Origin of the sequence: Roseovarius lutimaris (genome assembly GCF_900115165.1) — a bacterium.
In the GTDB taxonomy this organism is placed as follows: Bacteria; Pseudomonadota; Alphaproteobacteria; order Rhodobacterales; family Rhodobacteraceae; genus Roseovarius; species Roseovarius lutimaris.
Genome location: NZ_FOVP01000004.1, coordinates 150,627 through 172,663 on the forward strand (window position 1 = coordinate 150,627; position 22,037 = coordinate 172,663).

Here is a 22,037-nt window from a genome sequence, read left to right on the forward strand (position 1 = left end):
CTTGGAGGCTGGACAGATGGTATCACGATTTGCACGCGGCGTGGCCGTGGCATTGGCCGCGATGGTGGCAACAGGTGCGGCAGCGCAGGAAACAAGCACCAATCAGGTGGCGGCCAAGACCGCATGGAGCGTGTTTGAAGACAACGATCCGCGCGAATGCTGGGCGGTGTCGGCACCGACCGAAACGGTCAACACCAAGGATGGCCGCGTTGTTGCCGTGCGCCGTGGCGACATTCTGTTGATGACGTTCTTTCGCCCCGGCGCGGGCGTTCAGGGCCAGATCACCTTTACCGGCGGGTATCCTTTCGCCGGCGGCTCGACCGTCAACATGAATATCGGCGGGTCCCAGTTCGAATTGTTCACCGAGGGCGAATGGGCTTGGCCAGCAAGCACCGGCGATGACGCGAAAATTCTGGCGGCGATGAAACGCGGCGCAGAGGCCGTGCTTACCGCACGCTCGTCGCGCGGCACGATCACCAAGGACTCGTTCTCTCTGTCGGGGTATACGGCGGCGGTCGAAGAGGCCGAAAAACGCTGTAAGTAGATGGCTCGCTGGCGGCCCCGGGACTGGGCCGTCAGGATTTCTGCATCTGCTGCGAAACCGTGATTACGATAAATTCGGCAGGGCGGGTGAGTGCCGCCATAACTGTGATCCGCAAGATACCTTCCAATACATCCTCGGGCGTCATGGTGTCACCAAGACCGACATTAACGCTGAAGGCATCGGCGGGCACCGCCCCGGCCAGACCACCCTGTTTCCAGATACCGGTCAGGAAGTTTTCGATCATCGCACGGATGGTGACCCAGGTGTTGGCGCTGTTGGGTTCAAACGCATAGGCCTTGACGGCCAGTTTGATGCTTTCCTCGATCATGATCATGGTGCGGCGCACCGGGATATAGCGCCAGTCAAGCGAGTTACCGTCAAGCGTGCGCGCGCCCCAGACAAGCGTGCCTTCGCCGACAAAAGGACGGATCGCATTGATGGATTTGCCGGTGGTAGAAACGTTGAGGTTTTCCTGTTGGTCGTGATTGATCGCGACGGTTGGTGAGGTGACAGAGCTGAGCGAGACATTGGCAGGCGCCTTCCAGACACCTCGCGAAGTGTCGACCATGGTATAGATCCCGGCCATGGCAGCGCCGGGCGGCAGGGTGTTCATGCCGGTGGCGATAGCGCGGGTAATATCAGCGTATGCCGGGCAAAGGGCGCGAAGGGTTTTGTCAAGTGTCTGTCGGCGCGCCCCGGAGTCATGCGCGTCGCTATCCAGTTTGCCCTGCATATCCGGAGTTGGCACGGCCTGATCCCCGGCTACAACAAGAACCCGACGCGAAAGGGTGGCAAGTCCGTTCTTGTCGGTGACGATCACCTCGAACTGGCCGGTCGTGGCGGCGTCTTTGTCATGGGCAAAGCTGACCGCGCCGTCATTCAGCTCTTGTTGGGTAAAACCGCTCAGGGCGGTATCGGTGCCGGTGGTGACCAAAGCGCCGGGCATCTGACCGGTGTCAAGGATTTCAAAGCGCAGGTCGGCGGCGGTGCTGGTGTCATCGGTCGCGGAGATATCCGCAGGAGTCAGGATTGTATGCCCGCCGAGCGGGACGTTGATTGTGAAATCGCCTGAGAGGTCCGGCGCGCCGATTTTGTTGATTTCTGCGGTGATCGCCACGTCGTTGCTGACCGCCACCGACAAGAGCTTGCGCAACTCGGCGTGGCTATCGGCGTTGATGTTGTCAAAAGTGAAATCGCGGTCCTGCCAGATGGTCGTGTTGAGCCAGGGATAATAAGCCGCCCCGTAATCCAGCCAGTTGACGCCGATATCTTTGCGAAACATCGCGACCGGATCGCCAAGGGGGCTGGTCCGGGGAAGGTAGCCGGAAGAGATATCGAGGATGGCAAAGCGGTTGCGCATTTCCTCGCCGCAATGGGCGAGCATCGCCTGCTGAACCTTTGTCGCGTCGGCGCGGGGCAGACGGGTGGTTTCGGGGATTACCAGCAACGTCGGCTCGGGTTCTTTTTCAAGACTGGTGATGGCGGCGATCATTTTGGCCGCGTCGAAGGGATCATCGTAGTCCCCGACAGAGGTGACATAACAAGGCCCGCCGCCGTTCTGAAAAAAGTGCCGCATGGCGGTGTAAAGACAGTAGGCGGGGGTGGTCTGGATAAGCTCTTGGGCGGAAGTGACAGGAATGCGGGGCAAGGCGGGGGCATTGTTTTTTCCCGCATCGCCAAGCGGGGAAGGATCGGGCGGGGCCGCAGTTGGTTTGATGTCAAAAAGCGGCATCGGGGCGAAACCGAAAAAACGGTGAAACTCTGCCATAGAAGAAATGCGCCACGGGGTATCCTGCAAGGGCTTGGTGCCATTCATCGCCGTTTGGGTGTGCCCGATAAAGGCAGGTACGGCAGTGGCAACCTCAACCACGGAATTGGGAAAAGCGTTTTTCTCGACGATATAGACGCCGGGGGTTTTCATGTGTGGCATCGGGAAATCCGGTGATTGAGGAAATAATGGCGTCTGGAAACAGGCAAGGCGCGGCGACGGGAAAGGTGTCGCCGCGCATGGATAGCTTAGCGCAAAACCTGACCGGCGGGCCATTTCAACGCGTGGGTAAGAATGATGTCCTGCGTCTGACCCGGCGGCAGGGCAAATTCCCAGGCCAGAATTCCGCGCTGGCCCTCGACATCACGCTCGCTCGGCTGGGGCTTGGCCGACCATGTGATCTCAAGGTATTCCTGATCCGATTGCGGCACACGATCGAGAACCCGCAGGGGCCAGGCGGCATCGGTCAGGTTTTCAACACTGATCTCGACCGTTTCGGTCATTTCGTTGGATTTGGAGATAATGCCACGATCCCCCTCGTTGCGATCACGCACAAGCCGCGTCAGCCGCAGGCCCTCGATTGCGCCAAAGGACCAATCGACCTTGCCCCCGGCCGGGACAAGATCAATCCAGCGCTGCCCGACATAGCGGCCATCGAGATAGAACCGCGCCTCTGACGTGGGCAGGATCAATTCGCCCGTATCGTTGGTCAGCCGCGCCATGACAAAGGCGGTCTGATCGACCATCGGCACGGCCTGCGCCACCACGTCGGCAGTGGTGGCAAGCGTGCCGAGCGACAGGCGCACGCGGTCCGCGCCGGTGCTGACCGAGATCGGTTCGGGATAGGTATAGGTGACTGACAACCCGTCAAACTGTGCATCGGCCTCGATGCGCGCGGGGGCGGCGGCCTCCATCACCGGTTCGGCCATTTGCATCAGCGCGCCATCGGCGCGTTCAAGCTGGCGCGATTTGGGGCGGATGTCGTCCGGGTCTTCGATGCGCGGAATCCAGGGCCAGATCTGGCCGGGTTCGCTCTGGGCCGAGGGGCGCAGCGTCGATAGGGTAAGCGCCACATCGCGCCAGTTTTCGCCGGTGTATTGCTGGACAAAGGCGCCGCGTTCCAGCCGAAGCTCACCAGTGTCGCGCGCCAGATGCAGATCGTAAAGCGGCTGCCATCCGGCATCGTTGATGGTGTAGGTCACACTCAGTGTGCCTGTCGCCGGTTGATCCGAGGCAACCGCCACGGCCAGCATCGCGCGCGCCTTGTCTTCGGGAACAAGCGCCGCGAGGGCCCTTTGCGCATCCTCCAGCGCCTCGATCCTATCCTTGAGTCCACGCTCGGCGGTTTCGGCGCGGCGGGTGGCATCGGTGGCGGCACGCCGCGCGGCGAGAGTTTCGGACCCGATCATCGTTGAAAGTTCGCGCAGCGCATCAACCCCAAGCGCGGCAACGCCGTCGCCCTGTCCGATTTCGGCAAGAAAAGCGATGCGGGCGCGAGCGGCCTCGGCCTCAAGCGCGATATCCTCGACATCGGCGCGGGCCTTGCGCAGGGCCTCTTCCAGCCGCTCGACCTCGGCGCGGGCGGCGATCAAGGCGGGCAGTTCACTGGCATCGCGCGGCGGCACGTAATCATTACGGGTTGTCACCCCGCCCATTTGCGCCCCGGTGACCGCAACCCGGATCGCGGCAAGCGGCGTGTTTTGCGGCAGGTCGGCAAGGATCAGATCATGCTGGCCTGCGGGGATGGAAAACGGCACCTGCCGGGTCACCGTCGCGCCCTGCGGGTAAAGGGTCACCGCGCTGACCCGGCTGTTAAGCGCGATTTCCTCGGCATGAAGCGCCGGGGCGAAAAGCATGAACGGAAGGGCGAAATATAGCGCACGCATGGGGATCACTCCTGAAAACATGAAAGGATCATCCCGCTGGCGCGACGCAAGTGCAAGCGCGGGCTGGCGATTTGTGCGGATTTACGCCTTGTTTACCCGGATGGGCTTTCATCAGAGCCATGGAACGCGTCGAGATGAAAATGCATGACGAAATGTTACACGCAGCGGCGCGGATCGCGTCAGAGCGTGATATCACGCTAGGGCAAATGATCCGCGATCTATTGGCGCGCGAAATCGCAAGGGCGCAAAATGCGAGGCCGCCTGTCAGGGCGGATGAGCGGCTCGTCGCGCCCTTACGTGCGCGCCTCGCGGGCGATCTGGCCGAGGCGGGCGATTGGCAAGATCTGCAGGCGCGCCTGAGAAGCAAGGGCTATGTATTGCGCGCCGCCGGAGGGGGGCTTGCCTTGCATGACTGGCCTGCGGATCGGCGCATCTGCAAGGCGTCCGAGCTTGGCTTTAGCTATTCCCGCCTGATGCGGCGCTTTCACACACCCTTCCCCGGTCATGGGCACAGGTGGCTGTTCGACAGGATAAGTGCGGCCGAAAAAACGCAAACGGGCGCCTCCGAAGATGCGCCCGATGATAGTGTGATAGAGGGGTCTGGAAACGACGATTAACCTTTTTTCAGCACCCGCTGCCCCAGTGTTTCGGCGATCTGCACCGCGTTCAACGCCGCGCCCTTGCGCAGGTTGTCGCTGACGCACCACAGGTTGATGCCGTTATCAATCGTCGGATCCTGACGGATACGGCTGATGAAAGTGGCGAAATCACCGACACATTCGACCGGGGTGACATAGCCACCGTCTTCGCGCTTGTCGATCACCATGATGCCGGGTGCCTCGCGTAGGATATCGCGGGCCTCGGCCTCATCAAGGTGATCCTCGAACTCGATGTTGATCGCCTCGGCATGACCGACAAAGACCGGCACGCGCACGCAGGTGGCGGTCACCTTGATCGAGGGATCGACAATTTTTTTCGTTTCGGCGACCATTTTCCATTCTTCTTTAGTCTGGCCGTCCTCAAGGAAGACATCAATATGCGGGATCACGTTGAACGCGATCTGCTTGGTGAATTTCTTTGCGGGTTTATCGTCGGTCGGGTTGTAGATAGACTTGGTCTGATCCCAAAGCTCGTCAATTCCCTCTTTGCCCGCCCCCGAGACCGACTGATAGGTCGAGACCACGACGCGCTTGATGCGCGCGCGATCATGCAATGGCTTGAGCGCCACAACCATCTGCGCGGTCGAACAGTTGGGGTTGGCAATGATATTCTTCTTGGCATAGCCCAGAACCGCCTCGGGGTTCACTTCGGGAACCACCAGCGGCACGTCGGGATCATAGCGATAGAGAGACGAGTTATCGATCACGATACAGCCCGCCTTGGCCGCTTTGGGCGCATAGATCTTGGTCGCGTCAGAACCGACAGCAAACAGAGCGATATCCCAGCCGGTGAAATCGAACGTGTCCAGATCCTTGGTCGTCAGGGTCCGGTCGCCAAAGCTGACTTCGGAGCCGAGAGAGCGACGGCTTGCGAGGGCCACGATCTCATCGACAGGAAAATGGCGCTCGGCCAGAATATTCAGCATTTCGCGGCCCACATTGCCTGTGGCGCCGACGACGGCGATTTTGTAACCCATTTTGATCAATCTCCAGGTTCGGGGGTTGCCGGGGCGTCATATCGCGTCCGCACAGAAGGTGAAAGGGGGCGGGATCAGTTCATACTGTCGCGGCTAAAGAGGTAAATCACCAGCCCCACCCCCAGAGCGACCGCGAACAGCAGGAAAATCGCGGTATAGCCCGCAAGCGCGCCACTGGCCGAGGCGGCGCTGTGCAAGGGACCAGAGGCGAATTGCGCCACGCCCACGCCGCCAATGCCAAAAAGGTTCAAAAGGGTCACACCGCGCCCGGCAAGGTGAGCTGGGAAAAACGCCCGGCCATGGGCAATGATCACCGGGAAAGAGGCGCCGAAAAAGCCCACAACCGCCAGCATGGCAATCGACAGCGCCAGATTGTGATCGGGCATCGAAACCATTACCAAAAGCACAAGCGCATTGATCAGGTTGCCGCCAAAGATCACCCATTTGCGGGTGTTGAACATGCGATCAAGCGGCCCGTAGCATAGCGTTCCGGCGATCATCGCGACGCCCATGACAAGGGTGGCCTGCCCCACCTGTCCGGTATCCAGACCAAAGACATCGCGCAGATATGGCCCCGCCCAAAGCCCGCGCAGGGCGGCAGAGGGCACATAGGCCACGAACATCAATGGCACAATCGCCCAAAGCACCGGCAGCTTCAACAGATCAAGAACCGAGCCGCGCGTATCACCGGTCAGCGCCTCAGGGTCACGCACCAGGGCGAGAATACCAAACGCCACAACGCCCGACACGCCCGCCAATGCGAACAGTGCCGCGCGCCAGCCAAGCGTTTCGGCGGCCCATGCCATCGGGTAAGAGGCCACCAGATTACCGACCGACCCAACCCCAAGCATCAGCGCCGCAAGGGTGGCGAATTTCGCAGGCGGGAACTGGCGCGCAAAAATGTAATAGGACGCCATCAGAACCGGCGCACATCCGACCCCGATCAAAAGCATCGCGATACTGATGTGCAGGGGGCTTGTGGCCATGGCAAAAAGCGCCGCGCCCCCTGCCCCGCCCACCAGCAAAAGCACCGACGCCGTCCGCCGTGGCCCAAACCGGTCAAGCGACCAGCCGACAGGTATCTGCATCACCGCAAAGGCCAGAAACCAAAGCCCCGAGGCAAAGGCCAGATCATCCGGCGTGGTGCCGATATCGCGCTCAAGAACGCCGCTCAGGACCGCGAGAAAGGCGCGAAAGAACTGGCTTAGCACATAGGCCAGACACAGCAGGGCAAGACCGGCGCGCATGAGCGTCATCCCAAAAAGAGAAAAATCAGCCCGCGCCGCGTGCAATCAGGACATCAACATGCGCTGCCGCGCTTTGGGCAAGCGCCATTAGGTTATAGCCACCCTCAAGACAGGACACGATCCGCCCGCCGCAAAGGTCACCGGCCAGATCACAAAGCCGCCCCGTGACCCAGGCAAAGTCATCCTCGGTCAGGCGCAGATCGGCAAGCGGGTCATCGCGATGCGCGTCAAACCCGGCCGAGATCAGCAAAAGCTGCGGCTTGAAGGCGGCGACGGCAGGAAAGACCTTGTCCTCATAGATCTTGCGAAAGCCCTCGCCACCGGTGCCCGGCGCAAGCGGCAGGTTCAGGATCGTGTCATGCGGGCCGGTTTCATCTGCGGTGCCGGTGCCGGGCCAAAGCGGAAACTGATGCGACGAGACGAACAGCGCGCGCGCATCATCCTCAAGCAGGTCCTGCGTGCCATTGCCGTGATGCACGTCGAAATCCACAATCGCCACACGGTCCAGCCCGTGATGATCGAGCGCAAATTTTGCCGCAACCGCGATGTTGCCGAACAGGCAGAACCCCATGGTGGTTTCGCGCTCGGCGTGATGGCCCGGCGGGCGGGTGGCAACAAAGGCATTCTGCGCCTCCCCCGACATCACAAGATCAACCGCCCGCACGGCCCCGCCCGCGGCGCGATGCGCCGCCGCAAGCGAGCCGGGCGACATATAGGTGTCGCCATCCAGCTGTACCATGCCAGAGATCGGCGCCGCCGCGCGGATTGCCTCGACATGGCTATGGGGGTGAACGCGCAACAGATCGTCTTCGGCCACCATCGGGGCGGTGACGCGGCTCAGGTCCTTTCCCTCAAGCGCGGCGAGCACATATTCAAGCCGCGCCACCTTTTCGGGGTGGCCTTCGGGCGTTTCATGGCCAAGGCAATCGGGATGGGTGATCAGGGCTGTTGTCATCGTGCGTCTCCGTTTCGGACCTGAAAAGAGCCTGAAAAGCCGGGCTTGTCCAGTGCAGGCTTGTGAGGCGGCGTGGCGCGTGCCACTCTGGTGGATAATGGAAGGCGACACCATCACCATCATACAGGAAATCGCGCTTGGCCTCTGGGCACAGGCGCAGCTTTTCCTGACCGGGCTCATGCGGCCCTGGAACGCCTATCAGGTGGGGATCGTGCTCTCAGTCTTCCTCGTCGCGCATATCATGGCGAAGATTTTCGGCCCGCTCGCCCGCGACTGGATGCGTGAACGAGAAGGCTGGCCAATATGGCGGATGCGCATTCTGGTGATGCTGCATCGGCGCCTAAGGCTTATGTTTTTCATTATCATGATCTGGCCATTGGTCTGGATCATGCGCGAAGCCACCTGGCCAAGCCGATCCTATCTGCTTGCGGTAGCGGGCAACCTTGCAGTTGCCTGGCTGGTGATCGCGATTGTCACGCGCCTGATCCGCAACACCTTTCTACGCTCGATGGTGCGTTACGTCAGCTGGACATGGGTCACGCTCAGTATCCTGAACCTTACCGACGAGGCACAGGCCATTCTGGAGAGCGCCGCCTTCGAGATCGGCGAGACACGGCTATCGCTCTGGCTTTTGGTGCAGGCGGTGATCGTGATCGGCATCCTGTTCGCGCTGGCGCGTTTCATATCCACTGTCACCTCTGCACAGGTGCGCAAGAACGACGATATTTCGCCTTCGATGCAGGTGCTGGTCGTCAAGTTCATGCAGGTTTTACTGTATGGCGCCGCGTTCTTTATCGGGCTGCGCACTGTCGGGGTGGATCTGACCGGGCTTGCCGTGCTCTCGGGTGCTATCGGCGTGGGCCTTGGCTTTGGTCTGCAAAAGGTGGTGTCGAACCTTGTGTCGGGCATCATCATCCTTCTCGACAAGTCGATCAAACCCGGTGATGTCATCAGCCTTGGCGAGACCTTTGGCTGGATCAACAGCCTTGGCGCGCGCTATGTCTCGATCACCACGCGCGACGGGCGCGAGTACCTGATCCCGAACGAGGATCTGATCACCGGGCAGGTGGTGAACTGGTCGCATTCCAACGATTTCGTGCGGCTCGATATCTATTTTGGCACGGCTTACGGCGATGATCCCCACAAGGTGCGCAAGATCGCAATCGAGGCCGCCACTAGCGTTGATCGCGTTCTAAGCAGCAAGCCGCCAGTCTGTCACATCGTCGGCTTTGGCGATAGCAGTGTCGATTACATCCTGCGATTCTGGATTCATGACCCGACCGGCGGGCTGACCAATATTCGCGGCAATGTCTATCTGGCGCTCTGGGATGCGTTCCAGGCAAATGACATTTCCATTCCCTTCCCGCAGCGCGAGGTGCGAATGCTTGGCGATAATGGCGGGGATATGCCACACGACGGGTAAATTTGCAGCACTTTCTTGCGCGCTCGGCAATCAAGGGGTTGCTGTTCATTGAAAAATCATCTTTGGCTTGCTACCTTATGATCACAGCCCGGCACCGGGGCTTTGCGGTGTGCAGCAAAGGAGGACTATGTCCTGTCTTTTACGACCTATGCGGCCGAGGCCGCTGAACAGGGGGCGCTTGCAATGGGGCCTGCCATGACCGCAGACAGCGAAACGCAGCTTGCGGCGATTCTTTCTTCACTTTCCGACGACAAGGCCGAAGATGTGGTGCAGATCGACCTGCGCGGCAAAACGGCGATTGGCGATTACATGATCGTCTGCTCGGGGCGATCCTCCCGTCAGGTGTCTGCGATTGCTGAAAAGCTGACGGATCGCCTGAAGCAGGACTTCGGCATTCTGTCGCGGATGGAAGGCAAGGGAACCGGCGATTGGGTGCTGATCGACACAGGTGATGTGATCGTTCATGTATTCCGCCCCGAAGTGCGCGAATTCTATCAGCTTGAAAAGATGTGGCTGCCGACCGGACAAACCCCGGGGCAGACGGCAGATTCTCAGGTCTGAATGCGAGTTCACATTTGCGCGGTGGGCCGGTTGCGGACCGGCCCGGAACGCGCGCTTATCGACGACTATCTGGTCCGGTTTGATCGCACCGGCCGCGCCCTTGGACTTGGCCCTGCGCAGATGCATGAGGTCGAGGATAAAAAGGGCGGCGGTATGTCGGCCGAGGCCACCCTTCTGGAACGGATCATTCCCAAATCATCGGTAATCGTGGCGCTGGACGAGCGCGGAAAATTGCAAAGCTCGCCCGAGTTTGCCACCCTGCTTGGCGATTGGCGCGACGGCGGGCGTGGCGACGTTGCCTTTGTGATCGGCGGCGCCGATGGCATCGCCCCCGATTTGCGCAAGCGCGCCGATTTCAGACTGTCGTTCGGGCGCATGGTCTGGCCGCATATGCTGGCACGGGCGATGCTATGCGAACAGCTTTATCGCGCGGCCTCAATTTTGGCGGGCAGCCCCTATCACAGAGTCTGAAGCTGCCCGGATCGTGACCGCCGCCTAACCGGCCTTTTGAATTTCGACCTGATGAGGATAGGGGATCGACACGCCATTCTTGTCAAACGCCTCTTTCACCTCCTTGGTCATGTCAAATTTCAGCGCCCAGTAATCAGCGGCATCACACCAGAGCCGCACCCCGAGATCGACACTGCTATCGCCAAGGTTCACCACCCGAACCCAGGGCTCGGGGTCGGCGTGAACGCGGGAGTCGGCATTTGCCAGATCAAGGATGATCCGCATGGCCTGATCGGCATCATCGCCGTAGTCAATCCCGAAACTCAGATCGCACCGCCGCGTCGCGTGATGCGAAAAGTTACGGATAACCGCGCCCCAGGCCTGACCGTTGGGCAGGATGATCTGCACGTTATCAGGCGTCGAAAGCTCGGTGAAAAACAGGTTAAGATCGACCACCGTGCCGGAGGTGCCGCCGATTTCAACGTATTGGCCCAACTTGTAGGGCCGAAACAGCACAAGCATGAAGCCCGCCGCAAGATCAGAGAGCGTGCCCTGCAACGCCAGGCCGATGGCCAGAGTGGCCGCGCCCATCACCGCCACAAGGCTGGTGGCCTGAATGCCGAAAATGCCAAGAACCGCGACAAGCACCATCGCCAGAATCGCCCATTTCACGATCGAGGCGGCGAAATTGCCGATGGTATTGTCGATCCGCCGACTGGCGTTGACGCGACGGCGCACCATGCCGCTTATGATTCCGGCCGCCATCCAGCCGATGATGAGAACCGCGAGGGCCTTGGCCGCGCTGATGATCATCGGACCGTATCCGCTTAGTTGTTCGATGATGTCTTGCATTTCTGCGTTTCCTTTCTGGTATTGGCCACCTGCGCGGCCCGTTGGCCATACGCCGGGCGTGAAAAAGGGCCCGCTGGATCGCGGACCCTTTCGCCATAAACCGTGGCTTACTTCTTCTTCAGAGAATCGCGGATTTCGATCAGGATGTCCAGTTCGGACGGGCCGGGATCAGCAACGGGCGCTTCCTCGACCTCTGGCTTGGCGCGGTTGACGGCCTTGACCAGCATGAACACCACCCATGCGATAACCAAAAAGTTGATCACGGCCATGATAAAGCGGCCATAGGCAAAGACGGCGGCGCCGGCCTCTTCTGCGGCGGCAATAGAGGCATATTCGCCCGAGCCCAGAAGCACGTAAAGCCCCGAGAAATCGACCCCGCCCATGAACAGGCTGATGATCGGGTTTATAAGATCGGCCACAAGCGAGCCGACAATCGCGGTAAAGGCCGCGCCGATGATAATACCGACCGCCATATCCATAACATTGCCCTTGGCAATGAAATCTTTGAACTCTTGAATCATGTTTGTCCCTTTTCACACTGTCTGGTGCGGATCATTCTGCCCGCTCGCACGACGTCGATATCACAGAACGCGCAGAATATTGCCTGAAAACGTCTTGTTTCTTGGGGAAAAACCGGCCTCATGTCCCCCTCACGCACCTTCCAAACGGGCTTAGTCACGCGGCAATTCATCCGATGGGATCACGCCAAAGAATCTCTCTGCAGACCAGACACCGAACCAGCCATCGTGATGCGCGCCGATATCGACCAGCCGGTAAAAGCTTTTGCGATCAATCAGCGCCTCAAGATTGGCGCGCACAAGAACATAGGGCGACGGCTCGCCCGTTTCCGGGTCGCGGGTCACGCGAATGGGGTGGTCTGGGCCTGCGGTGACATGATCGCCAACATTGGTTTCAAAGCGTAGTTTCTGGGTTTCGCCATAGCCGGAGACCTCAAAATCAATCGCGACAAACGGCGCGTCATCGACCGTAATGCCGACCTTTTCCACCGGTGTGACAAGAAAATACTCGTCACCATCACGCCGCAGGATGGTGGAAAACAGCCGCACCAAGGCGGGCCGCGTGATCGGGGTGCCAAGGTAAAACCATGTGCCATCGCGGGCGATTCGCATATCGAGATCGCCGGAAAAGGGCGGGTTCCACAAATGCACAGGCGGAAGTCCGCGCCCCTTGGCCCCGGCGGCCCTTGCAGAGGCGGCAATGCCTTCGGCTGACGGGGACGTGATGGATTCTTTGCTCATTGCTTTTGCCATTTCTCTCTAGCGCGATACACTCTACCCATAGGATATAGTCCAGACAGGAGTTTTGCCATGACCGATGACACCGACCTGCTTGCCGGTCTTGAGGCGCTTGAAGGCAAACTTGCCCAGGCACGGGCCTCGATTACGCGGCGCTTTATCGGTCAGGACCAGGTGGTCGATCTGGCCCTGTCGGCGCTTTTATGCGGCGGGCATGGTTTGCTGATCGGTCTGCCGGGGCTTGGCAAGACGCGGCTTGTGGAAACCCTTGGCACGGTGATGGGGCTAAATACCAACCGGGTGCAGTTTACCCCTGACCTCATGCCGGCCGATATCCTCGGCAGCGAAGTGCTTGAAACCGCCAGTAACGGAAGCCGGGCGTTCAAATTCATCGAAGGGCCGATTTTCTGCCAGCTTCTGATGGCCGATGAAATCAACCGCGCCAGCCCGCGCACCCAATCGGCCCTGTTGCAGGCAATGCAGGAACGCCAAGTGACCGTCGCGGGCGCCAATCGCCCGCTCGCACCGCCGTTTCACGTGCTCGCCACGCAGAACCCGATTGAGCAAGAGGGCACCTATCCTCTCCCCGAGGCCCAGCTTGATCGTTTTCTGGTTCAGATCGAGGTGCCCTATCCCGACCGCGACACAGAGCGCGCGATTTTGCTTGCCACCACCGGCGCCGCCGAGGAAGAGGCCCATGCCGTCTTTGCGCCCGCCGATCTGATTGCCGCCCAGCAGATGCTGCGCCGGATGCCTGTCGGCGAGGCTGTGATGGAGGTGATCCTTGATCTGGTGCGCGCCTGTCGCCCGGATGATCCAAGCGCAAGCGAGGTCGTGCGCGAGACCGTCGCCTGGGGTCCGGGGCCGCGTGCCGCGCAGGCGCTCATGCTGACGGTGCGGGCGCGCGCGATGCTACAGGGACGGCTTGCGCCGGATGCGGGCGATGTGGCCGCGATGGCGCAATCGGTGCTTGGTCACCGCATGGCGCTCAACTTTGCGGCGCGGGCGCGCGGCGATAACCTGAGCACGCTGATCGCACGCACCGTCGCCGACGTGGCCCAGGTCAAGGTTGCCGCCTAGGATGAACGCCGCCGCCCCCTCTCTGCGCCCCCGGGCCGAGGCCGAGGCCGCCCGCCTGCCGCCACTTTTGGCGCAGGCCGAGCATCTTGCCGGCGCCGTGTTGCTGGGCGAGCATGGCCGCCGCCGGGCCGGTCAGGGCGATGATTTCTGGCAATACCGCCCGGTGCAGCCGGGGGATAGCCGCCGGATGATCGACTGGCGTCGTTCGGGGCGCTCGGATGCGCAATTCGTGCGCCAGCGGGAATGGCAGATCGCCCAAAGCGTGATGCTTTGGGTCGATCCGGCGGCCTCGATGCGCTTTGCCAGCGACACGGGCCTGCCCGACAAGGCCGACCGCGCGCGGCTTTTGGCGCTTGCCGGCGCGATCCTGCTTATTCGCGGCGGCGAACGTGTTGGCCTGACCGGCGGCGCCCTGCCGCCGCGACGTGGGCAGGTGCAGATCGCGCGGCTGACCGAGGCGCTGATGCAAGACAGCGACGAGGATTACGCCAGCCCCGATATGGCCGGACTTTTGCCGCATGGCCGCGCGATCCTGATCTCCGACTTCATGGGCGACCTCAGCGGCCTGCGCGGCGCTCTGACGGCGGCGGCGGATCGCGGTGTGCGCGGCGTGCTCTATCAGGTGCTCGACCCGGCAGAAGAGGCCTTTCCCTATGCCGGGCGCACGATATTCGAAAGCATCGGTGGCACCATGGCGCATGAGACGCTCAAGGCGGGTGACCTGCGTGACCGCTATCTTGAACGCCTCGCCGAGCGAAAGGCAGAACTGGCCTCGCTTTGCTCTGTCACCGGCTGGCGCTATGGCTGTCACCATACCGGCAACAGCGCGCAATCGGCTCTGTTATGGCTCTACCGCGCGATTGACGGGGGGGCGGGCGCATGATGCTTGGCCCGCTTGGTTTCACCGCGCCGTGGTTGCTGTTGGCGCTCGCCGCCTTGCCGATCCTCTGGATTATCCTGCGCGCCGTGCCGCCCGCCCCGGTGCGGCGGCGGTTTCCGGGTGTGGCGCTTTTGCTCGGCCTCAAGGACGAAGACAGCGTCACCGACCGCACACCCTGGTGGCTGTTGCTGCTGCGGATGCTGGCGGTGGCGGCGGTGATTATCGGGCTGGCGGGGCCGGTCCTTAATCCGCGCGACGAGGGCGAGGCACGCACCACCGACCCACTTTTGATCCTGCTTGATAATAGCTGGGCAAGCGCACGCGACTGGACCGCACAGATCGCCGTGATCGACAGCCTTCTGGCCGAGGCCGGGCGCGCCGGGCGTCCTGCCGCCGTGATGCAGCTGAGCGATCCGCAGGCACCGCTGTTTCAGGCCGCCGAAAGCTGGCGCAGCCGCCTGCCGGGCCTTGCCCCGGCGCCGTGGTCGATCACGCCTGAGATGCTAAGTGAAGCCGCCGGATTGCTGGGCGAGACGGCGTTCGAAACCCGCTGGTTTTCTGACGGGTTGATGCACGCGGGCCGCGAGGACCTTCTCACCGCGCTGGAGGCGCGCGGCCCGGTGACCGCGCACGAAAGCCCGCGACCGATCCTGGCGCTCAAGCCGGCAACGCTGGCCGATGGCCTGGTCAATCTGCAAGCGCTGCGCGCGCAACCGGGACCGACGCGCGACATCATCGTCAACGCCCATGGCCTTGATCCCGCGGGCGTGCCGCGCATTCTCGCCAGCCTGCCAATGACGTTCGAGGACGGCGAGACAGAGGCGCAGGGCGCGCTATCGCTGCCGCCCGAGTTGCGCGCGCGCTTGACCCGGTTCGAGATCGCCGGACAGACCCATGCCGGGGCCGTCACGCTTGGCGATGATGGCCTCAAGCGGCGCGAGGTGGCGATGATCGCCGGGCGCGATGACCGCGAGGGGCTAGAGCTGTTGTCGCCGCTGCACTACCTTGAACAGGCGCTGATCCCCACCGCTGACCTGCTGGATGGCGCGCTTATGGATATCTTGCCGGCCAATCCCGATGTGATCATACTGGCCGATGTGGCAATGCTTTCGGGTGCCGAACAGGCCGCGCTTCTCGACTGGACCACCGAAGGCGGGCTTTTGCTGCGCTTTGCCGGGCCACGCCTTGCCGCAAGCGATGTGTCGCGCAACGAAGAGTCCCCGCTGATGCCGGTGCGCCTGCGCGCCGGGGGGCGGACGGTCGGCGGCGCGATGAGTTGGGGCGAACCCAAGGCGCTCGCCCCCTTTGCCGAAGCTACGCCGTTTTACGGCCTCTCGATCCCGGCCGATGTCAGCGTCAGCGCGCAGGTCATGGCCCAGCCCGACCCGGTGCTGGCCGAACGGGTGATCGCACAGTTGACCGATGGCACCCCGCTGGTCACCCGCAAGCGGATCGGCGCCGGGCAGGTCGTGCTGTTTCACGTCACCGCCAATGCCGAATGGTCAAGCCTGCCGCTCTCGGGGCTGTTCGTGCAGATGCTGGAGCGGCTTGCGGTCTCTTCTGCCGTGGCGCCGCCCGATGCGGCGGAGCTGGCGGGCACCACATGGCAGCCGGTCGCGGTGCTTGACGGATTTGGTGCGCTCAACGATGCGGGTACGCTGCCGGGTGTGGCGGGCGAACGTATCCTTGCCGCGCCGCTTGGGCCTGACCTTGCCCCCGGTCTTTATGACGGCCCGGACCAGCGGATTGCCCGCAATGTGGTAGAGGCAGAAGCTACGCTAACCCCCATGGCATGGCCCGCGCGCATCCCGGTCGAGGGACTGGCGCGCGCGCCAGAGCTCCCGTTGGGCGGATGGCTACTGGCCACGGCGTTGATCCTGCTGATCGGCGATATCGCTGCCTCGCTTGCCCTCTCGGGGCGGCTCTGGCCGGTGCGCGCGGCGGCGGGGCTTGTGCTTACCATTGGGCTTGTCGGCGCGCCCCACGGGGCAAAGGCTCAGGATGACGATCGCGCGATCCTTGCCACATCCGAGGTGGTGCTGGCGCATGTCATCACCGGCAACCGCGCGCTTGACGATGCGGCGCGCGCCGGTCTTGCGGGGCTTGGCCGGGTGCTTAATTTTCGCACCTCGATCGAGCCTGCGGCCCCGATCAGCGTTAATCTGGAAACCGATGACCTGGCGTTTTATCCCATCCTTTATTGGCCGATTACCCCGGATCAGCCGACCCCCACGGCCGAGGCCTATGTGAAGCTGAACGAATATCTGCGCAATGGCGGGCTTATCCTGTTTGACACGCGCGACGCCAATGTGGCGGGGTTCGGCGCCTCTTCGCCGAATGGGGCGCGGCTTCAACGTCTGGCCGCGCCGCTTGATATTCCGCCGCTGGAACAGGTGCCGGACGATCACGTCCTGACCCGCGCCTTTTACCTGTTGACCGATTTTCCGGGCCGCCACGGCGGCCGTCCGGTCTGGGTTGAGGCGGCCCCCCCCGACGCCGAACGCGTCGAGGGCATGCCGTTTCGCAACCTCAATGACGGGGTGACGCCGGTGGTGATCGGCGGCAACGACTGGGCCTCGGCCTGGGCGGTGAATGAACGCGGTGATCCGCTTTTTCCGGTGGGGCGCGGCTATGCCGGTGAACGCCAGCGCGAGCTGGCCTATCGCTTTGGTGTCAACCTTGTGATGCATGTGCTGACCGGCAATTACAAATCCGATCAGGTGCATGTGCCTGCCTTGCTTGATAGGTTGAGCCAATGACCGCGACGTTGATTTTTGACCCACTTTTGCCGGTGCTGCTGATTGCGGTACTTGGTGGCCTTCTGGCCGCCGGGCTTGCGCTTGCCATCTGGCGCGGCTTGTCGGGCTGGGCGTTTCGCGCGCTTGCCGGGCTGGTCATTCTCGGGGCCCTGATGGGGCCGGTTTATCAACAGGAAGACCGCGCGCCGCTGTCGGATATCGTGATGATCGTCGAGGATGAGAGCGCCAGTCAGGGGCTGGCGGATCGCGCCGCCATGACCGCTTCGGCGGCCGATACACTGGAGGCGCGGCTTGAGGCGCGCGACAACACCGAGGTGCGCCGCATCCGTGTGCCCGATGCGCCCGACAATGGCGGCACCCAGATGATGACCGAACTGGCCCAGGCCATGGCCGAAGAGCCGCAGGGCCGGATTGCCGGTGTGATCCTGCTGTCGGATGGGCGTTTGCACGATGCTGATCGCGCGCCACCCCTGCCTGCGCCGATGCATCTTTTGCATACCGGGCGCGCGGGCGATTGGGATCGCCGTTTGCGGATCGAGAATGCCCCCGCCTTTGCCATCCTGGGCGAAGAGGTGCGCATGACCCTGACCATCACCGATGAAGGGGCCGGTCCGCCGGGCGTAACAAGTGTGCCGCTTGATATCTCGGTCGATGGGGATGAACCGCGCCGCTTTGAGGTGGCCCTGGGACAGACAATTGATTTGCCGCTGATCCTTCCGCATGGCGGGCGCAACGTTCTGCAATTCACCACGCCCGCCGCCGAGGGCGAACTTACGGATCGCAACAACACCGCGCTGGTCCAGATCAATGGCGTGCGCGATCGCCTGAGCGTGCTTTTGGTGTCGGGTCAGCCGCACCCCGGCACGCGGACATGGCGCAACCTTCTAAAATCCGACAGCTCGGTTGATCTTGTGCATTTCACCATCCTGCGGCCACCGGAAAAACAGGACGGCGTGCCGGTGCGGGAACTGTCGCTTATCGCCTTTCCGACGCGCGAATTGTTTTTGGAAAAGGTCGATGATTTCGATTTGATCATCTTTGATCGCTACCGGCGGCGCGGTATCCTGCCGTCGATCTATCTCGACAATATCCGCCAGTATGTCGAAAACGGCGGCGCGGTGCTGTTTGCGGCAGGGCCGGATTTTGCCGGCGCCGAAAGCATCTATCGCGGACCTTTCGAGCAAATCGTTCCCGCCCGCCCCACCGCGCGGGTGGTCGAAGAAGGCTATCGCCCCAGGGTGAGCGATCTTGGCCGCCGCCATCCGGTGACCGCAGGCTTGCAGGCCGAGGGTGCCGAGGCGGGTGATTGGGGCCGCTGGATGCGCCAGATCGAGGTCAGCCAGACCTCTGGCGATGTGGTAATGTCGGGCGTGGGGGATCGGCCGCTGTTGCTGCTTGACCGGGTTGGCGAGGGGCGCGTCGCGCTATTGGCCTCGGATCACGCCTGGCTTTGGGGCCGCGGGTTTGAAGGCGGCGGGCCGCAGCTTGAACTGTTGCGGCGTCTCGCGCATTGGATGATGAAGGAACCCGAACTTGAGGAAGAGGCGCTTTGGGCCGAGGCCACCGGCCAGCAGATGCGGGTCATCCGCCGCTCGCTTGACGACAGGGTCGGCGCGCTCAGCATCACCACCCCGTCGGGCGAGGTGATTGAACGCGAGATGACAGAGGTATCGCCGGGGCGGTTCGAGCTTGTCTATGACGGGCCGGAAATCGGGCTTTACCGCCTGGAAAACGACGATCAGAACGCGGTGATCGGTCTTGGGCCAGCTGCACCGGTGGAGTTTGAACAGACCATCGCCAGCGCCGAGGCCCTGCAACCGCTGATCAGCGGGACAAACGGCGGCGTTCGCGCGCTTGCCGATGGTGTGCCGGGCATTCGCGAGGTGCGCACAGGCCGCCCCGCCGCCGGGCGCGGCTGGATCGGAATCACGCCGCGCGACGCCTATGAAACCCGCAGCGTGAGCCAGATGCCGCTTTTGCCGGCATGGCTTACCCTGCTGTTGGTGTCAGGATTGATTCTGTCGGGATGGCTGCGCGAGGGGCGACGCTAGCCGAGGCATCACCTGCCCTCACAGGTCGTTTCGCTTATGGTTTAAGTTCGACCCGCACGGCCTCGCCTGACCAGCCATCGACCGAACAATGCGCTTTCACGAAAATCTCTCGCGTGCCGTCCGGCAGGGTCAGGCTGGTCAATGACCGGGTAAAGGGCTGTTCGTTGACATGCGGGTGATGCAGAACCCGATAGCCAAGGCGATTGCCGTCTTTATCCAGCACCTCCCACCCATCGACATAGTGGTCCCAGCCGGTATCGGGATGCTCGACCGTTACATCCACACGCCAGGCCATGCCCGATTTTCCGACTTTGACGTCAAGCACTTCAGGATCGCTCGCCATAGCCGCAGAGGCCAGAACAAGCGCGGTTAGGGTAAGGCTGATCTGTTTCATAGCGCGTAATATAGCGTATTCTTGCGGGAATGACACTCACGACTGTGTGTGGCTGTCGCCGGTATCGGGCTGCATCAGAACGGCGCGCGACTGCGATGCAAATTCGCGGCGCAGCAGCAGTAAGATGGTCACCGCCGTTGCCAGCAAAAGCGCCTCTGATCCCAAGATCCAGGCCGCCGTGGCGAGCGCAAAGTAAAGCGAGCGCAGGCCGCGATTGAACCCGCGTGCGGCGGTAATGTTGATCTCTCCGGCCTTGCGCGCCCGAATCAGAGCGCGAGGGTCGCTCGCGTCATTCGGCACGGCGGCCATCAGAACGGCGCAATATCCAAACAGCCGATTCGACCAGACGAATTTCAAAAAGGCATTGGCCAGAAACAGCAGGATGACCAGAATCTTGACCTCCCAGACAACGAGAGGTTCCTGTCCGGGGGTAAGATCGCCGGCGATGCCGATTACCTGATCAAGATCCCCCAAAAGCGCCAGAGACCCGCCAATCGCAATCAGGGTTGCCGAGGCGAGAAACGATGTGCCCTGTCGAAGAGTGCCCAGAATATGTGCGTCGAAGATGCGCGGGTCGCGCGTGATCATCTCGACCATCCATTCACGCCGGTATTGCGCCATCAGGCCCGACACGGAAGGCCAGCTTTTCGGCGCGTTGTCGATCAGCAAGCCGATAAACGCCCATGACCCGAACAGCAGCAAAAGCGCCGCCAAATCAAGCCTGTTGAAATGTGTGAAAAGATCGGTCCATGACATGATAGCACAGTAGCGTCGGAAGGTTTAACTTGCCATAAGCAAAAATTGGTTATATTTTATTACCAATAATAGGGAGTGCGATCATGGAAATGCCAACCCCCAAGCCAGAAATCATCGCCCGCAAGGCGGAGCTCATCAAGCGTTTGCATGAGGTCATGCCAAAAGATGCGGTAATTTCTGATCCGTCGGAAACCCGCGTTTACGAATGCGACGCTTTGACGGCTTACAAATGCGCGCCCCTGCTTGCCGTTCTGCCATCAAGCACCAAAGAGGTGTCTGATGCGCTTCGGATTTGTCATGAGATGGGCGTGCCGGTTGTGCCGCGCGGCTCTGGCACCTCGCTTGCAGGCGGGGCCTTGCCGACCGCCGATAGCGTTATTCTCGGGGTTGCGCGTCTGAGTGACGTGCTTGAAACCGATTATGACAACCGCTTTATCAAGGTTCAGACCGGGCGCACCAACCTGAGTGTGACCGGCGCGGTCGAGGAAAACGGATTTTTCTACGCCCCCGATCCGTCATCGCAGCTTGCCTGTGCCATCGCGGGCAATATCGCGATGAATTCGGGCGGCGCGCATTGTCTGAAATACGGGGTGACGACCAACAACCTCATGGGGGTCACCATGGTGCTTATGGATGGCACAGTGACCGAAATCGGCGGCACATTCCTTGACGCCGAGGGGCTTGATCTTTTGGGGCTTATCTGTGGCTCTGAGGGACAGCTTGGCGTTGTCACCGAGGCAACCCTGCGCATCCTGCACAAGCCCGAAGGCGCGCGGCCCGTGTTGATTGGTTTTGACAGCAACGAAGTTGCGGGTGCCTGTGTGTCCGATATCATCAAGGCCGGCGTTCTGCCGGTGGCGATCGAATTCATGGACCGTCCCTGCATCGAGGCGACCGAGGATTTCGCCAAAGCTGGCTATCCGATGTGCGAGGCGCTTTTGATCGTCGAGGTCGAAGGATCAGACGCCGAAATCGACGAACAGCTTGCGCTGATCGAAGAGATCGCGCGCCGCCACAACCCGGTCGAGCTGCGCCAGAGCCGGTCAGCCGAAGAAAGCGCCAAGATCTGGCTTGGCCGCAAATCCGCCTTTGGGGCGATGGGGCAGATCAACGATTACATGTGCCTTGATGGCACGATCCCGGTCAGCGAGCTGCCGCATGTCCTTAGGCGCATCGGCGAGATGAGCCGTGAATTCGGCCTTGATGTGGCGAATGTGTTTCACGCGGGCGACGGCAACATGCACCCGCTGATCCTGTTTGATGCCAACAAGCCCGGCGATCTTGAGCTGTGTGAAGATCTCGGGGCCGAGATCCTCAAGCTCTGTGTCGAGGTGGGCGGTTGCCTGACCGGCGAGCATGGCGTCGGTATCGAGAAACGCGATCTGATGACCCACCAATACGCCCCCGCCGACCTTGAGGCGCAGATGGCGGTCAAGGATGTGTTTGACGCCAAATGGCTGCTCAATCCGGCCAAGGTGTTTCCACTTTTGTCCTCGGACTCACATCGCGACGCGGCCGCCTGACCGGCGAAAGGATTAT

At 61.7% G+C, this 22,037-nt stretch carries 20 protein-coding genes; 10 read left to right on the forward strand and 10 right to left on the reverse strand.

The window, feature by feature from the left end:
* Positions 1-16 precede the first annotated feature (16 nt).
* The gene (locus BMZ91_RS04970) at positions 17-544 is read left to right on the forward strand and encodes an invasion associated locus B family protein (RefSeq protein WP_177193791.1); all 528 of its coding nucleotides are present in this window, start codon (positions 17-19) and stop codon (positions 542-544) included.
* 31 nt (positions 545-575) lie between these two features.
* Here BMZ91_RS04970 and BMZ91_RS04975 read toward each other — a convergent pair whose 3' ends face one another.
* Both BMZ91_RS04975 and BMZ91_RS04980 read right to left on the reverse strand, forming a co-directional pair.
* Complete coding sequence (locus tag BMZ91_RS04975) at positions 576-2,474, reverse strand: cadherin-like domain-containing protein (RefSeq protein ID WP_245736209.1); 1,899 nt, start codon at positions 2,472-2,474, stop codon at positions 576-578.
* Between the two features lie 86 nt (positions 2,475-2,560).
* Positions 2,561-4,198 carry a DUF4139 domain-containing protein gene (locus BMZ91_RS04980; RefSeq protein ID WP_092835377.1) on the reverse strand — a complete coding sequence of 546 codons (1,638 nt, stop codon included), beginning with the start codon at positions 4,196-4,198 and terminating at the stop codon, positions 2,561-2,563.
* Between the two features lie 134 nt (positions 4,199-4,332).
* Here BMZ91_RS04980 and BMZ91_RS04985 point away from each other — a divergent pair, with 134 nt between their 5' ends.
* On the forward strand, positions 4,333-4,815 hold the full coding sequence (locus tag BMZ91_RS04985; RefSeq protein WP_245736210.1) for a hypothetical protein: 483 nt from the start codon (positions 4,333-4,335) through the stop codon (positions 4,813-4,815).
* Here the strand turns inward: BMZ91_RS04985 and BMZ91_RS04990 are convergent.
* The 3 genes from BMZ91_RS04990 to BMZ91_RS05000 form a co-directional block, all read right to left on the reverse strand.
* Positions 4,812-5,834 (reverse strand): aspartate-semialdehyde dehydrogenase, encoded by a 1,023-nt coding sequence (locus BMZ91_RS04990; protein WP_092835379.1) that lies wholly within the window; start codon positions 5,832-5,834, stop codon positions 4,812-4,814. The genes BMZ91_RS04985 and BMZ91_RS04990 overlap by 4 nt on opposite strands.
* A 74-nt stretch (positions 5,835-5,908) precedes the next feature.
* Positions 5,909-7,081 carry an MFS transporter gene (locus BMZ91_RS04995; RefSeq protein WP_092835536.1) on the reverse strand — a complete coding sequence of 391 codons (1,173 nt, stop codon included), beginning with the start codon at positions 7,079-7,081 and terminating at the stop codon, positions 5,909-5,911.
* A gap of 25 nt (positions 7,082-7,106) precedes the next feature.
* Positions 7,107-8,036, reverse strand: a complete 930-nt coding sequence (locus BMZ91_RS05000; RefSeq protein ID WP_092835381.1) for a histone deacetylase family protein — start codon at positions 8,034-8,036, stop codon at positions 7,107-7,109.
* Positions 8,037-8,133: 97 nt separating this feature from the next.
* Here BMZ91_RS05000 and BMZ91_RS05005 point away from each other — a divergent pair, with 97 nt between their 5' ends.
* The 3 genes from BMZ91_RS05005 to rlmH all read left to right on the forward strand — a co-directional run bounded on the left by BMZ91_RS05005 (position 8,134) and on the right by rlmH (position 10,491).
* Positions 8,134-9,459, forward strand: coding sequence for a mechanosensitive ion channel family protein (locus tag BMZ91_RS05005; protein ID WP_092835383.1), 1,326 nt, complete (start codon positions 8,134-8,136; stop codon positions 9,457-9,459).
* A 183-nt stretch (positions 9,460-9,642) separates the two neighbouring features.
* A complete protein-coding gene (gene rsfS, locus BMZ91_RS05010; protein WP_092835537.1) occupies positions 9,643-10,020 on the forward strand; it encodes a ribosome silencing factor in 378 nt (125 codons plus the stop codon).
* The gene (rlmH, locus tag BMZ91_RS05015; RefSeq protein WP_092835385.1) at positions 10,021-10,491 is read left to right on the forward strand and encodes a 23S rRNA (pseudouridine(1915)-N(3))-methyltransferase RlmH; all 471 of its coding nucleotides are present in this window, start codon (positions 10,021-10,023) and stop codon (positions 10,489-10,491) included.
* A 24-nt stretch (positions 10,492-10,515) separates the two neighbouring features.
* Here rlmH and BMZ91_RS05020 read toward each other — a convergent pair whose 3' ends face one another.
* The 3 genes from BMZ91_RS05020 to BMZ91_RS05030 all read right to left on the reverse strand — a co-directional run bounded on the left by BMZ91_RS05020 (position 10,516) and on the right by BMZ91_RS05030 (position 12,581).
* Positions 10,516-11,322, reverse strand: a complete 807-nt coding sequence (locus BMZ91_RS05020) for a mechanosensitive ion channel family protein (RefSeq protein WP_092835387.1) — start codon at positions 11,320-11,322, stop codon at positions 10,516-10,518.
* 107 nt (positions 11,323-11,429) lie between these two features.
* On the reverse strand, positions 11,430-11,843 hold the full coding sequence (gene mscL, locus BMZ91_RS05025; protein ID WP_092835389.1) for a large conductance mechanosensitive channel protein MscL: 414 nt from the start codon (positions 11,841-11,843) through the stop codon (positions 11,430-11,432).
* 150 nt (positions 11,844-11,993) lie between these two features.
* Positions 11,994-12,581 (reverse strand): DUF1285 domain-containing protein, encoded by a 588-nt coding sequence (locus BMZ91_RS05030; RefSeq protein WP_092835539.1) that lies wholly within the window; start codon positions 12,579-12,581, stop codon positions 11,994-11,996.
* A 69-nt stretch (positions 12,582-12,650) separates the two neighbouring features.
* On the opposite strand from BMZ91_RS05030, the gene BMZ91_RS05035 reads away from it, so the two are divergent.
* From BMZ91_RS05035 to BMZ91_RS05050, 4 genes are read left to right on the forward strand one after another with little or no spacing between them, the layout of a single operon-like run.
* Positions 12,651-13,658 (forward strand): AAA family ATPase, encoded by a 1,008-nt coding sequence (locus tag BMZ91_RS05035; RefSeq protein ID WP_092835392.1) that lies wholly within the window; start codon positions 12,651-12,653, stop codon positions 13,656-13,658.
* A gap of 1 nt (position 13,659) precedes the next feature.
* On the forward strand, positions 13,660-14,541 hold the full coding sequence (locus tag BMZ91_RS05040) for a DUF58 domain-containing protein (RefSeq protein WP_092835394.1): 882 nt from the start codon (positions 13,660-13,662) through the stop codon (positions 14,539-14,541).
* Positions 14,538-17,297, forward strand: coding sequence for a DUF4159 domain-containing protein (locus tag BMZ91_RS05045; RefSeq protein WP_092835396.1), 2,760 nt, complete (start codon positions 14,538-14,540; stop codon positions 17,295-17,297). Before BMZ91_RS05040 ends, BMZ91_RS05045 begins: the two co-directional genes overlap by 4 nt.
* Positions 17,294-19,348 carry a hypothetical protein gene (locus tag BMZ91_RS05050; protein ID WP_092835398.1) on the forward strand — a complete coding sequence of 685 codons (2,055 nt, stop codon included), beginning with the start codon at positions 17,294-17,296 and terminating at the stop codon, positions 19,346-19,348. Before BMZ91_RS05045 ends, BMZ91_RS05050 begins: the two co-directional genes overlap by 4 nt.
* Positions 19,349-19,382: 34 nt before the next feature.
* Here BMZ91_RS05050 and BMZ91_RS05055 read toward each other — a convergent pair whose 3' ends face one another.
* Together BMZ91_RS05055 and BMZ91_RS05060 are read right to left on the reverse strand one after the other, a co-directional pair.
* Positions 19,383-19,742 carry a hypothetical protein gene (locus BMZ91_RS05055; protein WP_092835400.1) on the reverse strand — a complete coding sequence of 120 codons (360 nt, stop codon included), beginning with the start codon at positions 19,740-19,742 and terminating at the stop codon, positions 19,383-19,385.
* 36 nt (positions 19,743-19,778) lie between these two features.
* Entirely contained in the window at positions 19,779-20,498 is a 720-nt protein-coding gene (locus BMZ91_RS05060) for a DUF599 domain-containing protein (RefSeq protein ID WP_092835402.1), read from the reverse strand.
* 83 nt (positions 20,499-20,581) lie between these two features.
* Between BMZ91_RS05060 and BMZ91_RS05065 the strand changes: the two genes are divergently transcribed.
* The gene (locus tag BMZ91_RS05065; protein ID WP_092835404.1) at positions 20,582-22,021 is read left to right on the forward strand and encodes an FAD-linked oxidase C-terminal domain-containing protein; all 1,440 of its coding nucleotides are present in this window, start codon (positions 20,582-20,584) and stop codon (positions 22,019-22,021) included.
* The last annotated feature ends 16 nt before the right edge of the window (positions 22,022-22,037 follow it).

Coding starts and splice junctions, on each gene's coding strand:
- BMZ91_RS05050 (WP_092835398.1), top strand. CDS start 17,294: ATGACCGCGACGTTGATTTTTGACCCACTTTTGCCGGTGCTGCTGATT.
- BMZ91_RS05065 (WP_092835404.1), top strand. CDS start 20,582: ATGGAAATGCCAACCCCCAAGCCAGAAATCATCGCCCGCAAGGCGGAG.
- BMZ91_RS05035 (WP_092835392.1), top strand. CDS start 12,651: ATGACCGATGACACCGACCTGCTTGCCGGTCTTGAGGCGCTTGAAGGC.
- mscL (WP_092835389.1), bottom strand. CDS start 11,843: ATGATTCAAGAGTTCAAAGATTTCATTGCCAAGGGCAATGTTATGGAT.
- BMZ91_RS05020 (WP_092835387.1), bottom strand. CDS start 11,322: ATGCAAGACATCATCGAACAACTAAGCGGATACGGTCCGATGATCATC.
- BMZ91_RS04990 (WP_092835379.1), bottom strand. CDS start 5,834: ATGGGTTACAAAATCGCCGTCGTCGGCGCCACAGGCAATGTGGGCCGC.
- rlmH (WP_092835385.1), top strand. CDS start 10,021: ATGCGAGTTCACATTTGCGCGGTGGGCCGGTTGCGGACCGGCCCGGAA.
- BMZ91_RS04985 (WP_245736210.1), top strand. CDS start 4,333: ATGAAAATGCATGACGAAATGTTACACGCAGCGGCGCGGATCGCGTCA.
- BMZ91_RS05005 (WP_092835383.1), top strand. CDS start 8,134: ATGGAAGGCGACACCATCACCATCATACAGGAAATCGCGCTTGGCCTC.
- BMZ91_RS05000 (WP_092835381.1), bottom strand. CDS start 8,036: ATGACAACAGCCCTGATCACCCATCCCGATTGCCTTGGCCATGAAACG.
- BMZ91_RS05060 (WP_092835402.1), bottom strand. CDS start 20,498: ATGTCATGGACCGATCTTTTCACACATTTCAACAGGCTTGATTTGGCG.
- BMZ91_RS05040 (WP_092835394.1), top strand. CDS start 13,660: ATGAACGCCGCCGCCCCCTCTCTGCGCCCCCGGGCCGAGGCCGAGGCC.
- BMZ91_RS05045 (WP_092835396.1), top strand. CDS start 14,538: ATGATGCTTGGCCCGCTTGGTTTCACCGCGCCGTGGTTGCTGTTGGCG.
- BMZ91_RS04970 (WP_177193791.1), top strand. CDS start 17: ATGGTATCACGATTTGCACGCGGCGTGGCCGTGGCATTGGCCGCGATG.
- BMZ91_RS05055 (WP_092835400.1), bottom strand. CDS start 19,742: ATGAAACAGATCAGCCTTACCCTAACCGCGCTTGTTCTGGCCTCTGCG.
- BMZ91_RS04975 (WP_245736209.1), bottom strand. CDS start 2,474: ATGCCACACATGAAAACCCCCGGCGTCTATATCGTCGAGAAAAACGCT.
- BMZ91_RS04995 (WP_092835536.1), bottom strand. CDS start 7,081: ATGCGCGCCGGTCTTGCCCTGCTGTGTCTGGCCTATGTGCTAAGCCAG.
- rsfS (WP_092835537.1), top strand. CDS start 9,643: ATGGGGCCTGCCATGACCGCAGACAGCGAAACGCAGCTTGCGGCGATT.
- BMZ91_RS04980 (WP_092835377.1), bottom strand. CDS start 4,198: ATGCGTGCGCTATATTTCGCCCTTCCGTTCATGCTTTTCGCCCCGGCG.
- BMZ91_RS05030 (WP_092835539.1), bottom strand. CDS start 12,581: ATGAGCAAAGAATCCATCACGTCCCCGTCAGCCGAAGGCATTGCCGCC.